Below are 14,801 nucleotides of genomic sequence, written 5' to 3'. Positions count from 1 at the left end.
GAACGGGTGCTGGCGCGTGGTCCGCCACTTCGGCCGGGGCTGCCGCCACTGCCGGTTCCACTGCTGCTTCTTCGCACTGTCATCGCGGCTCTCGTGCTCCTCTCGGATAGCGGGACCGGTGGCGGGACGCAGCGGGAAGGCTCTCCCGCCACCGGGGCTTTGCGTGCGTGCGCGGCACGTGGGGGAGTGCCCTCGGATCGACGTGCGGAGCACGTGCGCGGCGCACTGCCTGCCACGTACGTGCAACGTGCGTACTGCGTGCAAGGCTTGAAGCTATGGGAGCGCTCCCACCGTCGGGCAAGCCCGCGGGGCTGTCAACCCCCCGCGCACGAACCGTTCGAGCGCCCCCCGCCTCACCGGCAGGTTCCCCCGTACGGAGATCTGAAGAATCCGCCGGAGCGCAACCCTTCGCCCGCCGCGTCGTTTTCCGGGCCGGAAACACCTCTCGCACGGACGGGTGGACAATGCTGCGGCAACTGAACAGAGCACTCGGCCGGTTGACCGGCCTCCAGATCCGGCGCGCGCCCAAGCCGCACCGGAAGAAGACGAAGGCCGCCACCCCCGCCGTACGCCCCGGCCGCCGGCCCGACTACCGCCCGCCCCGGAACCCGCAGGTCGACCGGCTGATCCGGCAGCCCGTCTTCATCATCACCCCGGTACGTTCCGGCGCCACCCTGCTGCGCATGCTCCTCGGCGGCCACTCCCGGCTGCACGCGCCGCACGAACTGCACGTGCGCCGGCTGGAGGTCACCGCGGGCACCGAGCTGGCCGTCGAGGCGATGAACGAGCTGGACCTCCAGCGCACCGACCTGGAGCACCTGCTCTGGGACCGCGTGCTCCACCGCGAGCTGGTCCGCTCCGGCAAGGACATCCTGGTCGAGAAGACGCCGAACAACGCCTTCGCGTACCAGCGCATCGCCGCCTGCTGGCCCGACGCCCGCTTCGTCTTCCTGCTGCGCCACCCGGCCTCCATCGCCCAGTCCTGGTACGAGGCCGACCCCTCCCAGCGCACCCCCGAAGAGGCCGCGCTCCAGGCGCTGCACTACACCCGCGCCACCGAGCGCGCCCGCCGGGAGCTGCCGGGACACCTCGTGCGCTACGAGGACCTCACCACCGACCCCGAGAGCGTGCTCCGCAGCATCTGCGACTTCCTCGGCATCGCGTACGAGCCGGAGATGCTCGACTACGGCACCCGCGAGGAGGGCGAGCTGCCAAAGGGGCTAGGTGACTGGAAGGAGAAGATCCGCAGCGGCCGCGTCCAGCAGGGCCGCGCGCTGCCCGAGCCCGGCGAGGTGCCCGAGCCGCTGCGCGAGATCAGCGCCGCCTGGGGCTACCTCACGGACCCCGCGGGAGCGGCCGCGGACGCGGCGGCCGACGACCCCTGCGCCGAGGTCACCGAGGTCTGGCCGCGCGACGGCCTCATCCGCATCGTCGGCCGCCTCCACGGCGTCCCGGCGGCCGAGGAGCCCGCGCCCCGCTGGCGGCTGGCGGTCACGCTCACCGGCTCGCCCGAGCGCCGCCTGGACTACCCCGCGACGCTGCACGGCGACACGTTCGAGGCCAGCGTGCCCGTCGTCGACCTGGCGCCCTCCGGGATCGCGCTGCCGGCGAAGTGGGACCTCCACCTCACCACGGGCGCGGGCGCCCGGGAGGTGCGGCTGCGGGCCACCCGGATCCTCGACGACATCGAGCAGAAGAAGAACATCATGGTGTTCCCCGCCCAGTCCGTGTCGTCCGACGCCGACACGATCCAGGTCAAGCCCTACTACACCGTCCGCGACAACCTCTCCATCGCGTGCCAGCTCCGCGACGACCTCTCCCGGACGCTCTCGTGAAGATCCGCTATCTGCTCCTGAACGCCTACGGCAAGGGCGGCACCATCCGCACGGTCTTCAACCAGGCCGGCTCCATGGCCGCCGCGGGCCACGACGTCGAGGTGATCAGCGTCCTGCGCCGCCGCGAGTCGCCGTGGTTCCCGCTCGACCGGCGGGTGCGGGTGACCGCGATCGTCGACTCCTACGGCGCCCCCGCCGGCCCCGAACCGCGGGTGTGGGCCGCCCGGTTCAGCAACCGCGGCCGGCCCTCCCGGTTCGTGCCGAACGGCGAGGTCTCGCGCGAGCACTTCACCCGGGACGTGGAGACCCGGGTGATCCGCTGGATGGCGCGGCTGCGCGGCGGGGTGCTCGTCACCACCCGCCCGTCGCTCAACATCCTCGCCGCGCAGCACGCCAGCACCGACGTGATCCGGGTCGGCCAGGAGCACATGAACCTGGCCACCCACCACCCCGACGTGCGCGCCGCCATCACCCGGCTCTACTCGCGCTTCGACGCGGTCGCCGTGCTCACCGAGCGGGACCGCGAGGAGTACGCGCGGCTGCTGCCCGGCACCCGCGTCGTGTGCATCCCCAACGCCGTCCACACGGGCACGAAGCGGCAGTCGACGTACGCGAACCACATCGCCGTCGCGGCCGGCCGGCTGAAGAACCAGAAGGGCTTCGACCTCCTCATCCCGGCGTTCGCGCAGGCCGTCGCCACCCGCCCGGACTGGCAGTTGCGCATCTTCGGCACCGGCGACAAGGAACCGCAGCTCCGGCGGCTCATCGAGCGGCACCACGTGTACAACCACGTCTTCCTCATGGGCTTCACGGCCCGGCTCGACGACGAACTGGCCAAGGCGTCGATGTTCGTGCTGAGTTCGCGCTTCGAGGGCCTGCCGATGGTGATGATCGAATCGATGACGCACGGCCTGCCGGTGGTCAGCTACGACTGCCCGACGGGGCCGGCGGACGTCCTCACCGACGGCCGCGAGGGGCTGCTCGTGCCGCCGAAGAACGTCGGCGCGCTCGCGGTGGCCATGGGGCAGATGATGGACGACGAGGGCATGCGCGTGGACATGGGCATGGCGGCGCTCGCCAAGTCGCGGATGTACGCGCCGGAGGCGGTGCATCCGCGGTGGGAGGAGCTGTTCGCGTCGCTGGCGGCGGAGCGGGCGGCACCGCGGCGGAAGCTCGTACGGACAGCAGCCTGAGGGACCGTACGGGGAACGGCCCTTGATCCGTCTCCGGACCAAGGGCCGTTCTGCCGTTCTGCTCTGCTGCCGTGCTGCCGTGCTGCCGTACGGGCCGGTCAGCGACCGTTCACGTACGGCCCGTACGGCCCGTACGGCACGTCCGGCATGACGCGCTCGCGGTCAGCGCGCCCGGTAGGCGTCGAAGATCCGCTGCTGGACGCTGTTGCCCTGCTTGTCCACGGCCTTCGCCTTGAACGACACGGTCTTGCCCGCGGCCGGGTTGACCACGGAGACCTTGCCGTCCCGCACGGGCAGCTCCTTCCAGGTCGCGCCCCCGTCGGTGGAGGCCCACACGGTCAGCGACTTGAGGTTGCTGCCCGCCGCCGAGCCCAGCACCTTCACCGGCACCGACTTCGTCGCGCCCGCGTTGGAGCTGCTCGCCGCCGACAGCGTCGGCGAGTAGCGCACTACGGAGAACGGCAGCTTCTTCGGGCTGTCGGTACCGGCGGAGGAGAACGTCCAGGTGGCGGTCACCTTCGTGGACGTCCGCGCCACCGTGGCCGGGCGGGTGGAGCTGGTGGTCAGCTTGTAGTCGGCGCTGCCCGCCGGCACCGTGAACCCCACCCCGATCGGGATGTCGGCCACCGACCCCACCTTCGTGCCGTTGCGGTAGAGGGTGGTGTCGGCGTTCTCGTACTGCGAGTAGCCGTAGTGGGCGGGGTTGTCGAGGTAGACCGGGATCAGGGCGTCGATCGTGTTGCCGTCGCGGTAGACGCCCGTGTCCTTGGTGAGGATCGGGCCGACCACGGCGGCGTTGAAGGACTCCTTGTACGTGCTGCCGCCGGCGTAGGTGCGCGCCTCCGTGCTGTAGGCGATGTCCTCCCACTCCTCGCCGAGCTGCCAGTACTCCAGCTCCCAGTTGATGCGGTCGCCGCCGCGCACGTACAGCGTGCCCTCGTACGGCAGTTCCCGCGCCGTGGCCGTGGCGCCGGTGCTCCCGCCGATGTACGGCACCGCCCAGACCCAGCCCTGCCGGCCTTCCGCCGAGGAGCCGAGCGTGAGGTCGAGCTTGGCCAGCTCGCTCTGCGGGGTGGCCCGCGTGATGCCGGTCCAGGCGGTGGTGCGGTTGGCGTCGCTGTAGACGGTCTGGTACTCGGTGCGCGCGCCGCTCGCGAAGTTCGCCTGCACCTGCTGGTACAGCTCGCCGGCGGCGAGCGCCGGGCCGAGGTGCGCGGTGCGGGCGTCGACGTCGCCCTCGACGGAGGTGCTCAGCCCCGTGCCCCCGGCGTCCGCGCTGACGTCCACGCTGACGTCGAGGTTCGTCCGCACGGCAGCCCCGTCCGGCACGGTGAGGTCGACCGGCTTCGCGGTCCTGGCGTCGAGGGTGACGGTCGTGTCCCCGGTGACGTCCAGGCGCGGCTGGTTGATCCAGTCGTACTCGGTCAGCGTGTCGCCGTCGAACTTCGCGACGTCACCGTTGAGCAGGTAACGGCCCTTGGGCACGCGCACGGTGGCGGTGCTCTCGCCCGCGCGCTCCTCCCAGATCTCCCAGTTGCTCTCCTCCATGCCGGTCAGCAGCGCGGTGCCGTCCGTGGTCGGCTGCCCGTCGCGGCCGAGGAACTTCAGGGTGACGTCGTACGCCTCGCCCTCGCGCTCCACGCCGCCCGGGGTGACGACGCGCTGGCCGTCGCCGGTCGCGGTGACGTACACCGAGTACGCGCCGTTGACGTCCCCGCCGCGGCGGGTGTCGACGGTCACCGGCAGTTCGGCGGTGCCGCCGGCCGGGACGGTGATCACGTCGGTGCCCATGCTGAACATCCCCGAGGGCGCGGCGGCGCCGCCGGGCTGCACGGTGGACGCGGTCAGCGACAGCGTGACGTCCTCGGTGCCCAGGTTCCGGTACGTGATGGTCTTCGTCACCGGCTGGTCGTCCTGGTGCGGCCACTCCTGCCGGCCGAAGCTCAGCGACGTCGGCTCGCTCACCACCGACTGCCCCACCGCCTGGTCCGCGGCGATGAGCCCGGCGCCCTGGCCGAACGCGCCGCGCTTGGCGGCGGGCTTGGCGGACGCGGAGAGCGCGGCCTTGAGCTGCTGGCCCGTCCAGTCCGGGTGCTGCTCGGCCAGCAGCGCGGCGGCGCCCGCGACGTGCGGGGTCGCCATGGACGTACCGTCGATCGTCAGATACCCCTCGGGGTTCTGCCCGACCTCCTGGTCGATGACGCTGCCGGGCGCGGCGGCCGCCGTGATCGCCACGCCGGGGGCGGTGACGTCGGGCTTGACCGCGCTGTCGCCGATCCGCGGGCCGCGGGACGAGAAGCCCGCCAGGCCGCCGTTCGCACCGACCGCGCCCACGGTGAGCGCGGCGTCGGCGGATCCGGGCGAGGAGATGGTGTGGCTGCCGGAGCCCTCGTTGCCCGCGGCCACCGCGAAGAGCACGCCCTCGTCGGCGGAGATCCGGTTGACGGCCTCCTCCAGCGGGTCGACCTCGGGGGTGTCGCCGCCGCCGAGGCTGAGGTTGACGATGTCGGCGTCCTGGGCGACGGCCCACTCGAAGCCGGCGAGGATGCCGGAGTCGTCGCCGTAGCCGTCGTCGTCGAGCACCTTGCCCGCGAGCAGCTTCGCCTGCGGCGCGACGCCCGTGAACTTGCCGCCCGACTTCGCGCCCGTACCGGCCGCGATGGAGGCGACGTGGGTGCCGTGGCCGTAGCGGTCCTCGGCGTCGGCGGCCGGGGTGAAGTTCTCGCTGGCGACGACCTGTCCCTCGAGGTCCGGGTGGGTCTCGTCGACGCCGGTGTCGAGCACGGCGATCTTCACGCCGTCGCCCTTGTAACCGGCGTCCCAGGCGGCGGGGGCGCCGATCTGCGGCACGCTGACGTCCAGGCTCGCGCGGCGCACCCCGTCCAGCCAGACGCGCCTGACCCCGGACTCGGCGGCCAGCGGCTCGGCGGCGCCGCCGCCGCGCTGGGCGCGCGTCAGCGCCTTCCAGGCCCCGGCCGCCTCGCCCTTGGCGGTGGTGACGGCCTCGGCGTTGAGCCGCGGGAAGCGGTGCTCGACGTCGGTGCCGTCGGCGGCGTGCAGCCGGTTCTGCGCCGCGGGGCTCTCGCCGCGGTAGTCGACGATGAGCTTCAGGCCGGCACGCTGCTGGCGTACGTACTCGGGGCGCGCCTGCAACGTGACGTCGAACAGCCGGCGATCCAGCGCGCCGTCCGCGACGAGCGCGGTGGCGTCGCGCGGGACGACGTAGGTGTGGCCGTCCCGCTCGAAGGTGCGTACGGGTATCCCCGCGCGGCCCGGCCCCCGGTCGATCACCACGGCCTTGCCGTCGGCGTCGACCCGTACCCGGTCACCGGTGATCAGCGTCACCCAGGTGCCGCCCTGCTTCGCGTACTGCGCCTGTCCGTTCCCCCCGGACGACCCGGCAGCGCCGGCCGAGCCGGCCGCCGGCGAGGCGGACGCCGCGGGCGCGGCCGTGAGGCCCGCCGTGAGCGCCGTCGCCGCGGCAGCCGCTAAGGCGGCGGCCCCCGCCCTCTTGATGTGTCTGCGCACTGAACCCCTCCCATTGCCTCACGAGGGCAGGAGTCACTGGCGCCCCCGCCCTCATTCGCACAATGATCCGACAAACCGCGCGGAGTTACTCCCTCCGTTTAGCGGTTTGCCGGGCGGCGGGACGAGAGCGCAGGTCAGGGGGGAGTGAGGAGAGTTGTTCAGCGGGCGGTTTTGTTCAGCGAGAACAAGTACTGCTCTTCGTACGGGCGTTACCCGCCGTACGGCTCACTCCTGGTCCTCCTCGCGGAACTCCGCCCAGATCGCCTTGCCGTCCCCCTGCGGCTCCACGCCCCAGTTGTCGCACAGCGCCTGCAACAGCAGCACCCCGCGGCCCGACGACGCCATCTCACCCGGGTGCCTGCGGTGCGGAAGGTTGCCGTCCGCGTCGGCGATCGTCATCCGCAGCACGCGCCGTCCCGGCGGTCCCGTGAGGTCCGCGAGGACGTTGGCGGTGCTGTCGGTGTGCATCATGACGTTCGCGATCATCTCGGAGAGCGCCAGCTCCGCCGCGTCGATCTGGTCCGCCGTGGCCCAGTCGTAGAGCAGGCCGCGCAGTTGGTGCCGGGCGTCGGAGATGCGCTGCTGCTCGGACTGCGGCACCGCCAGGTACATGTGCCGCTCCGACTCCGGGTGCGCCAGCCGGGTCGCGCCAGCGGTGCGGAGCAGGACGAACGCGATGTCGTCCTGGCTGCGCCCGGAGTGCGGCCCGCGGGTGGCGTACGAACCGGGCCCCGTGACCGTGTCCACGATCGCCTCCGCCACCGTCTCCAGATCCGCACCGAGCGTCGCCCCGAACGCGGCGCCGAGCCGGGCCTGCCCGCTGTACAGGTCGTGGCCGCCGGTCTCCACCAGGCCGTCGGTGCACAGGAGCATGGTCTCGTCCGGGTCGATCTTGTGCTCGGAGAGCGGGTAGACGGGGTCGTCCTCGATGCCGAGCGGCAGGCCGCCGTCGCTGGGGTGGATGATCATCGTGCCGTCGGGCAGCGCCACCGCCGGGTCGAGGTGGCCGGCGCGGGCCACCGTCAGCGTGCCGGTCACCGGGTCGGCCTGGAGGTAGAGGCAGGTGGCGAAGCGGGCGTCGGCGGGGTCGCCGGTCTGCCGCTCGTTGAGCCGGGTGAGGAAGGCGGAGGCCCGGGCGAGCACCGCGTCCGGGCGGTGGCCCTCGGAGGCGTACGCGCGGATGGCGATACGGAGCTGGCTCATCAGCCCCGCGGCCCGTACGTCGTGCCCCTGGACGTCCCCGATGACCAGGGCCGTCTGCCCGGAGGGCAGGCCGAAGACGTCGTACCAGTCGCCGCCGATCTGCAGCCCGCCGCCGGAGGGGACGTACCGCGCCGCCACGTCGAAGCCGGGGACGCGCGCGACCGCCGGCATCATGCTGCGCTGCAGTCCGTCCGCCAGCTCCCGCTCGGACTCGTGCACGTGCGCGTCGGACAGCGCCTGCGCCAGCATCCGCGCCACCGTCGTCAGCACCGACCGCTCGTCCGGCGTGAACGGCACCACGTCCTCGAACGCCGCCATCCACGCCCCGACCGTCCGCCCCTCGGCGATCAGCGGCAGGAACGCCCACGACCCGCGCGGCACGGCCTGCGCGTACCGCCACGCCTCGGGGAAGCGGCGCTCGTACTCCTCGCGTCCCGCGATGTACACCGCGCGGGAGGTGCGCGCCGCCTCCGCGGAGGGGAAGGAGGAGTCCAGCGGGATGGTGCGGAAGGGCTCCTCCTCCTCGGGGCGGTAGCCGTGCTGGCCGATGAGGACCAGGTCGTCGCCCTCCACCGCGAAGACCCCCATGCCGTCCGGCGAGAACCCCGGCATCGACAGCGACGCCGCCACCCGCAGCACCTGGTCGGTCGAGCGCGCCTCCGCGAGCGCGCGGCCGGCGGAGAGCAGGAACGCCTCGCGGGACAGCCGCCAGTCGCTGGTCCCCGGCGGCCCGGCGGCGGGCCCGGCGGGCGCGTCGATGACCTCCTGGATGGTGCCGACGATGTCCGTCTGCTCCCCCGGCGCCGACTCCAGCGCCCGCATCCGGCAGCGCACCACCCGTACGACGTCGCCCTCGGTGTCGACGACCCGCAGCCGGCCCTCGGCGAGGGTGCCCTCGGCGAGGGCGAGGTCGAGGATGCCGTTGAGCTCGATGAAGTCGACGCCGTGCAGCCGGCCGCGTACCGCGGAGGCATGCACGGTGACGCACGCGGGCGGCAGCCCGAGCAGCCGGGCGGCCTGCGGATCCAGCACGACCCGGTCGGTGTGCGCCGCCCAGCGCCAGACGCCCGTACCCAGACCGGATAGGACCTCTTCGGTGCGCATTGTCCACATTTTATGCTTCGACGAGCAAAGTGGGCTGCTTTGCGGCATTCTGCCCATCCGGGCGAGGCGCGGGCGGGGCGGCTTCCGCGCCGCGCCCGGGGGAGCGGCCGCGTGACGTGCCGGGCACCGGCGGGGACGTACGCCGGCTGAGTCGTCCGTCTCTCCTCACCGAGACGGCTTACGGACCGCGTCCGGGCCGGGGGACGATCGACGGAGGCAGGCTTTCGACCCCTGCCCGAGCCGAACGGGAGAAGAGCCCTGTGACCAGCGCCGGTGATGCCGAACGCGACCGGGTGGCGGAGTTCCGCCGCGCGCTCGGCCTGGAGCATCTGATCGACGTGCACACCCACTTCATGCCGCAGCGGGTGCTGGCGAAGGTGTGGGCGTACTTCGACGCCGCCGGCCCGCTGGTCGGACGGCCCTGGCCGATCATGTACCGGCAGGAGGAGGCCGAGCGGGTGGCGCTGCTGCGCGGCTTCGGGGTGCGCGCGTTCACGTCGATGCTGTACCCGCACAAGCCCGGCATGGCGCGGTGGCTCAACGACTGGTCCGCCGACTTCGCCGCCCGCACCCCGGACTGCCTGCACACGGCGACGTTCTTCGCGGAGCCGGGCGCGGCGGACGACGTACGGCGGGCGGTGGGTCAGGGGGCGCGGGTGTTCAAGTGCCACCTCCAGGTCGGCGCGTACGACCCGAACGACCCCGTGCTCGACGAGGTCTGGTCCCTCCTCGCCGACACCGCCCTCCCGGTCGTCACCCACTGCGGCTCCGGCCCGGTCCCGGGCCCGTACACCGGCCCGGCACCGATCGCGGCGCTGCTGAAGCGGCACCCGCGGCTGCGGCTGATCGTGGCGCACCTGGGGATGCCGGAGTACGAGGACTTCCTGACGCTGGCGGAGCGCCACGAGGACGTCATGCTCGACACGACAATGGCGTTCACCGCTTTCTCCGAGTCCGCCGCCCCCTTCCCACCCCACGCCCGCCCCCGCCTGGCCGCCCTGCGGGACCGCATCCTCCTGGGCACGGACTTCCCGAACACCCCGTACCCGTACGCGGCCGCCCTGGAAGCGCTCACCACCCAGGACCAGGACGACGACTGGCTCCGCGCCGTCTGCCACGACAACGCGGCCCGCCTCTTCGGGCTGGAGGCGACCCGCGGTTTCGTTTAGGGGACCCGGCCGGGGTTCTGCTACGCTGATCCAGCGACGTCACGGCCCGTAGCCGACGACGGAGAATCCCAGTAGGGATCACGCATCACCTGTGCGAGACTAGGGCTCGCGCAAGCCTGGTCCTGTGGAGCAGTTTGGAGTGCTCGCCACCCTGTCAAGGTGGAGGCCGCGGGTTCAAATCCCGTCAGGACCGCCACCCTCAGGCACGCCTGAGGGGCCACCCGACTGGGGACCCCGGTCCCCAGCCACCGGGCTGGGTAGCTCAGTTGGTACGAGCGTCCGCCTGAAAAGCGGAAGGTCGCCGGTTCGACCCCGGCCCCAGCCACATAGCCTGACCAGCAAAGAGACCCGGACAATGATCTTGTCCGGGTCTCTTCGTGTGCCGGTGACATCACCGTCTGACATCAGTGGGTCAGGAAAGCTGGCCGTTCAGCTTGTCCAGGGCCCGCCGCTTCTCGTCCAGTGAGGCGTGCGCGTAGACCTGCATCGTCACCCCGTGGTCGCTGTGCCCCGCGATCTCCATCACGACGTGCGGCGGGACGCCCAGGTCCAGCAGGAGGGTGATGCACGTGTGCCGAAGATCGTGGAACCGATGAGTCAGCCCGAACCTGCGCCGGACGGGGCCCCAGCTCCGCCGGAGGTTGTCCGGCTCGTACGGCGTCCCGATCCGGGACGGGAAGACGAGTCCGTTCTCCTTCCACTCCATGCCGGCGGCCACCCGCTCCTGCGCCTGCCGCTCCTGGTGCTCTCTGAGGGCGTCCACCGCCAGCCCCGGCAGGGGAAGCGTACGAGTGGACGTGGCCGTCTTCGGCTGGACCAGACGTAGTTCCCCGCCGACACGCTGAAGGTTCGTCGCGACGGTCAGCGTGCCCCGTTCCAAGTCCACGGCCGTCCAGGTGAGCCCCAACAGCTCGCCACGTCGCATCCCCATCGTTAAGGCCAACACGTACAGGGCGTAGAACCGGTGCTCTCGCAGCTCCTTCAGCACGAGCTTGGCCTGAGCCGTGGTGAGCCCCTGCCCCGTCCGGTAAGTCGGGGCGGGCGTCCGCACGAGCCGCGCCACGTTGCGGAGAACCAGCTCCTCTCTGAGCGCGTGCTGAAGAGCGTTCCGAAGAACCGCGTGGATGTACTGAACCATCCGGGTGGACAGCTTTCGCTCGCAGCACTCCCCCACGGCGCAGCAACGGGGCTTCCGGCATTCCTTATCGACGCCGTTCTTGCAGCACTGGCACTGCTGCCTCAGCCGGTTGAGCCAGGTGCGGACCTCTGCTGTCCTCAGCTTCCGGAGCCGTTTCTTGCCCAACCCCGGGATGAGGTGGACCGTGACCACGCTCGCGTAGCCCTGGTACGTCTTCGGCCGGCGGTTCGGCGCGACCTCCTCCGCGAGCCAGTACGTCAGGAACTCGGCCACCGTCGAGTCGGTGTCGGGAACGGGGATGCCGCCGTGCTCCATGGACTTCAGCTCAGTGAGCTTTGCGTCAGCCTCGTCCCAGGTCTTGCCGTAGACGTAGACACGCTTCCGGATGCCGGAAGTCGTCGTCACGTAGGCCATGCCCACATAGCGGCCGTCCTTGCGGCGCGTAATCGATCCCGCGCCGTTCGGGTTGCGCTTCCGCTTCTTCGTCACTGACTCGCCTCCTCAATCAGGCCGCGGCGGTAGGCGTGGAACGCCTCGGCGGGGATGCGGCGCGCGCGCCCGATGGTGACGGACGCCAGCCTCCGCGAGCGGATGAGGTCGTAGACAGTCGAACGCCCCACCTTCAGCCGTGCCATGACCTCGGGCACGGTCAGGAACTCTTCGGTCATTGCCGTCACGGCCGTTCCCCCTCCGCTTGGTGGGACAGTCCCGTTTCGAGTTCGGTCTGCTGCTGGTCAGCGCCCTGAGTGGGACGCTGGGACACCTGGGACACGTCGGACGTCGCTGCATTCCGGTCTTCGGGCGACGTGAAGTAGCGGCCACCCGAGTCCTTGGTGAGCTGGCCCGCCGCCGCCATGCGCGCGCAGGTCCGCCGTACGGTGCCCGGGTCGGCGTCTGCGAGTCCCTGCGCAATGTCCTTCGGCTTGCTCCCGGGGTTGGCCCGGACGTACCGGAGGATGGCCGCCCGGGTGTCGCCGACAGTGTGATCGCCCGCCGGGCCTTCGAGGAGCTGCCAGGCGCCGGCGCCCGCGTGGAAGCGCAGGGCGTATTCCGCCTCGTCCACGTCGCGGCCGGTGACGTGCAGGACGCCGTCCGCCTGGCCGCGGGAGCGCTTGAGCACCAACGTAGCGTTGGCGGCACCGGCCAGACCGTTGGTGCCGGAGACTTCGGTCAGGAAGTCGTCGGAGCCGGCCTTGCGAACGTGGTGGACCAGGACGACGGCGATGCCGTAGTGGTCGGCCAGCCGCTTGGCGTGGCCGACCGCGGCGTAGTCGGCGTCGTAGGCCGAGGAGCCGGGGGCGGAGGGACCGCGCATCTTCGCGAACACGTCGATCACGACCATGCGGGCGTCCGCGTGCCGCTCGACCCACTGCGCGATGGCTTCCCCTCCGCCCTGCGGCAGCGGCGGGCAGGAGGTGGCGAGCGTCAGCGTGGCCGGTGCGCGGTTGGAGTCGAGGAGCTTGCGCATGCGGGTCTGAAGCCGCCGCGGGGTGTCCTCCAACGCCAGGTAGAGCACGGGGCCGCCGTCCACGGGGATGCTGTCCATCGCCTGTCCGCCGGCCGCGACCGACAGGGCCAGGCCGAGGGAGAGCCAGGACTTGCCCACCTTCGGTGGGCCGGCGAGGAGGTTCACGCCCTCGGAGATGATCCCGGGCACGGCCCAGCGTGGCTCCGGGAACTCCGTGGCCATCAGCTCGTCGGCGGTCCATGCGGTACGGATGCGCTGTTGTGCCGGTTGCAGAGGGCTGGGCTCCGGGCCGGGTGGGACGGAGTGCAGGTGGGGCGGGGTGGCCGAAACTTGCGTCATGCGGCTGCCCTCCGGGCGACCGTGCGGGGCCGGTGGGCGCCGGCGCGTAGGCCGGAGGCGATGGTGCGGCGGGCGGCTCGCTCTTCGAGGCCGACGCCTACGGCCGCGGAGGTGAGTAACGCGGTGACTTCCGCGGCGGCCAGCTCGCCGCCGGCGACGAGCTGGCCGAGGGCGACGGAGGCGCGGTAGAGGGCGGTGTTGCGGGTGCCGACTGCGGCGCCGGTGACACGCTGCCACTCCCCTTCCATCGCGCCGCGCAGATACGCGCTCAGCCGCCGCGGGCCCAGCGCCGGAAGCGGCACCGGTCGCTGCGGCGGGAGCGGGGCGGGGGTGAGGAGTTGGGCCAGCCAGTCCGGGAGCGGCGCGGGCGGCGCGTCGTGGACGACGGCATACCGCTCGCGGCCAATGGTGCTGTCCGCTCCGACGATGTACCCGCCGCCGGCCCGGGTGTCGATCTTCCACCCCAGCTTCGCGGCGGTGTTGCGAAGCGGGATGTCCGCCGGTGCGGTGAAGTACAGGTGCGTGCCTCCGCTGGTGGTGCGGACCGTGTAGGTCTGTGTCGGGAGCTGCTGGCCGTGCTCGTCGGCGAGGACGGCGATCATGTCCGCGCCGTCGACAACGCCCGGGGGCGTTCCCGGCGGCGGGGTGTCGTCGTCGTCCTTGGGCACGTCCAGATCGATGACGACCAGCCGCGAGGGGCCGGTGGCAATGCCGATGTTGTACGCGCCGCTCGACCAACAGCGCGTGATGCGTGTGCGGTCGACGGTGGCGCGCTGCTCCCACGCGGCGACGGCGGGCCGCTTGGCGCCGGGAACGAGGGGGAAGACGTGCCAGCCGCGTTCGGCCGCGGAGATTGCGGCGTGGTGCAGTGGGCGGGCGGAGCCGTAGGGCATCCTGAGGACACCTCCTGATTCCTGATGGGATGGGAGGCCGGGGCAGCGGGCTTCGTTGACCCGTCGGCCGCTGCCCCGGGCCCTGGTCAGCCGAGGTCGGCGCAGCCCGCCTCGTACTGCCGGCGGACGTAGGCGCGGAAGTCCTCGTCCATCGCCAGCTCCTCACCGCGGAAGCTCAAGCCGTGAAACGAGGCGTCGTAGTCGGCGAGCTGGCGCGCGGCGCGACCGGCGGCAGAGGCCGCCTCGGCGGCGGCGTCCGGGGTGAGCGTGGTCTCCTCGCGGAGCGCGATGCGGTCCAGGAGCGCCGCCTTACGGAGCCAGAATTCGCGGTCGATGCCGTGGCTCAGCGGGTACTTGCGGAGGGCGCGCAGGACCCAGGAGATCTCCCACGCGATGCTCGGGGCGTTCGCGTACGCGGTGTCCGTGGTGCTGGTCTCGGGCTCGTTCATGGCGTCCCCTTTCAGCCTGCGTCGTTCACGGCGTCGGCGAGCGCGGCCATGATCTGGTCGATGGAGTCGGCGGCTCCAGTGCGGGAGAGGTAGAAGCCGAAGAGCAGAGCGACGACGGCCGCGGGGACGCCGACCGCACGGAAGCGGATCAGCAGCGCCAGTAACAGGCCGAACAGGGCGAGTGCGGTGATCGTGATCGTCACGTGGACTCCTCGGGGTCAGCGGGTGCCTTCGCGGCGCATGCCGGAGAGGGAGTTGTAGACGTGCCGGCCGAGGCGGATACGACGTCCGTTGCCGCGGCAGGGGCGGCAGTCCCGGCCGCGGACGAGCCGCCCGCGGCGCGTCTGGCGCATCCGGAAGCCGAAGCCCCGGCAGCGGCGGCAACTGCCGAACGGGCTGACCGCGCAGAGCGCGGCGTAGCAGAGTGTGATGATGAGGATGCCGGGCATAGCGGAGAGCAGGGAGGACACAACAACCCCTCT

At 72.0% G+C, this 14,801-nt stretch carries 12 protein-coding genes and 2 tRNA genes; 5 read left to right on the top strand and 9 right to left on the bottom strand.

The features are described 5' to 3' along the window. Window positions 1-464 precede the first annotated feature (464 nt). Together DMB38_RS19535 and DMB38_RS19530 are read left to right on the top strand one after the other, a co-directional pair. Window positions 465-1,835: a sulfotransferase gene (locus DMB38_RS19535; RefSeq protein ID WP_125936259.1), complete on the top strand. Its 1,371-nt coding sequence runs from the start codon at window positions 465-467 to the stop codon at window positions 1,833-1,835. Next, window positions 1,832-3,028, top strand: coding sequence for a glycosyltransferase family 4 protein (locus DMB38_RS19530; RefSeq protein WP_125936258.1), 1,197 nt, complete (start codon window positions 1,832-1,834; stop codon window positions 3,026-3,028). The genes DMB38_RS19535 and DMB38_RS19530 overlap by 4 nt, the downstream gene beginning before the upstream one ends. A 162-nt stretch (window positions 3,029-3,190) precedes the next feature. On the opposite strand, the gene DMB38_RS19525 is transcribed toward DMB38_RS19530, so the two are convergent. Both DMB38_RS19525 and DMB38_RS19520 read right to left on the bottom strand, forming a co-directional pair. Beyond that, window positions 3,191-6,556 (bottom strand): S8 family serine peptidase, encoded by a 3,366-nt coding sequence (locus DMB38_RS19525; protein ID WP_125936257.1) that lies wholly within the window; start codon window positions 6,554-6,556, stop codon window positions 3,191-3,193. A gap of 225 nt (window positions 6,557-6,781) precedes the next feature. After that, window positions 6,782-8,863 carry a SpoIIE family protein phosphatase gene (locus tag DMB38_RS19520; RefSeq protein ID WP_125936256.1) on the bottom strand — a complete coding sequence of 694 codons (2,082 nt, stop codon included), beginning with the start codon at window positions 8,861-8,863 and terminating at the stop codon, window positions 6,782-6,784. A 260-nt stretch (window positions 8,864-9,123) separates the two neighbouring features. Here DMB38_RS19520 and DMB38_RS19515 point away from each other — a divergent pair, with 260 nt between their 5' ends. From DMB38_RS19515 to DMB38_RS19505, 3 genes are all read left to right on the top strand, one after another. Beyond that, window positions 9,124-10,032, top strand: coding sequence for an amidohydrolase family protein (locus tag DMB38_RS19515; RefSeq protein ID WP_125936255.1), 909 nt, complete (start codon window positions 9,124-9,126; stop codon window positions 10,030-10,032). A gap of 118 nt (window positions 10,033-10,150) precedes the next feature. Continuing rightward, window positions 10,151-10,228, top strand: a tRNA-Asp gene (locus tag DMB38_RS19510). Between the two features lie 55 nt (window positions 10,229-10,283). Then, window positions 10,284-10,357: transfer RNA gene (locus tag DMB38_RS19505), tRNA-Phe, on the top strand. Window positions 10,358-10,444: 87 nt separating this feature from the next. Here DMB38_RS19505 and DMB38_RS19500 read toward each other — a convergent pair. The 7 genes from DMB38_RS19500 to DMB38_RS19470 form a co-directional block, all read right to left on the bottom strand. After that, window positions 10,445-11,659 (bottom strand): site-specific integrase, encoded by a 1,215-nt coding sequence (locus tag DMB38_RS19500; RefSeq protein ID WP_240662374.1) that lies wholly within the window; start codon window positions 11,657-11,659, stop codon window positions 10,445-10,447. Then, the gene (locus DMB38_RS19495; protein WP_125936254.1) at window positions 11,656-11,847 is read right to left on the bottom strand and encodes a helix-turn-helix domain-containing protein; all 192 of its coding nucleotides are present in this window, start codon (window positions 11,845-11,847) and stop codon (window positions 11,656-11,658) included. The genes DMB38_RS19500 and DMB38_RS19495 overlap by 4 nt, the downstream gene beginning before the upstream one ends. Next, window positions 11,844-12,977, bottom strand: coding sequence for an AAA family ATPase (locus tag DMB38_RS19490; RefSeq protein WP_125936253.1), 1,134 nt, complete (start codon window positions 12,975-12,977; stop codon window positions 11,844-11,846). The genes DMB38_RS19495 and DMB38_RS19490 overlap by 4 nt, the downstream gene beginning before the upstream one ends. Continuing rightward, on the bottom strand, window positions 12,974-13,870 hold the full coding sequence (locus DMB38_RS19485) for a bifunctional DNA primase/polymerase (RefSeq protein WP_125936252.1): 897 nt from the start codon (window positions 13,868-13,870) through the stop codon (window positions 12,974-12,976). Before DMB38_RS19485 ends, DMB38_RS19490 begins: the two co-directional genes overlap by 4 nt. Before the next feature lie 86 nt (window positions 13,871-13,956). Next, entirely contained in the window at window positions 13,957-14,319 is a 363-nt protein-coding gene (locus DMB38_RS19480) for a hypothetical protein (protein WP_125936251.1), read from the bottom strand. An 11-nt stretch (window positions 14,320-14,330) separates the two neighbouring features. Further along, a complete protein-coding gene (locus DMB38_RS19475) occupies window positions 14,331-14,522 on the bottom strand; it encodes a hypothetical protein (RefSeq protein WP_018836459.1) in 192 nt (63 codons plus the stop codon). Between the two features lie 15 nt (window positions 14,523-14,537). Then, the gene (locus DMB38_RS19470; protein ID WP_027768367.1) at window positions 14,538-14,789 is read right to left on the bottom strand and encodes a hypothetical protein; all 252 of its coding nucleotides are present in this window, start codon (window positions 14,787-14,789) and stop codon (window positions 14,538-14,540) included. Window positions 14,790-14,801 lie beyond the last annotated feature (12 nt).

The organism is Streptomyces sp. WAC 06738, from assembly GCF_003945505.1.
Classification (GTDB): domain Bacteria; phylum Actinomycetota; class Actinomycetes; order Streptomycetales; family Streptomycetaceae; genus Streptomyces.
This window is presented reverse-complemented; position numbering and strand designations above follow the sequence as displayed.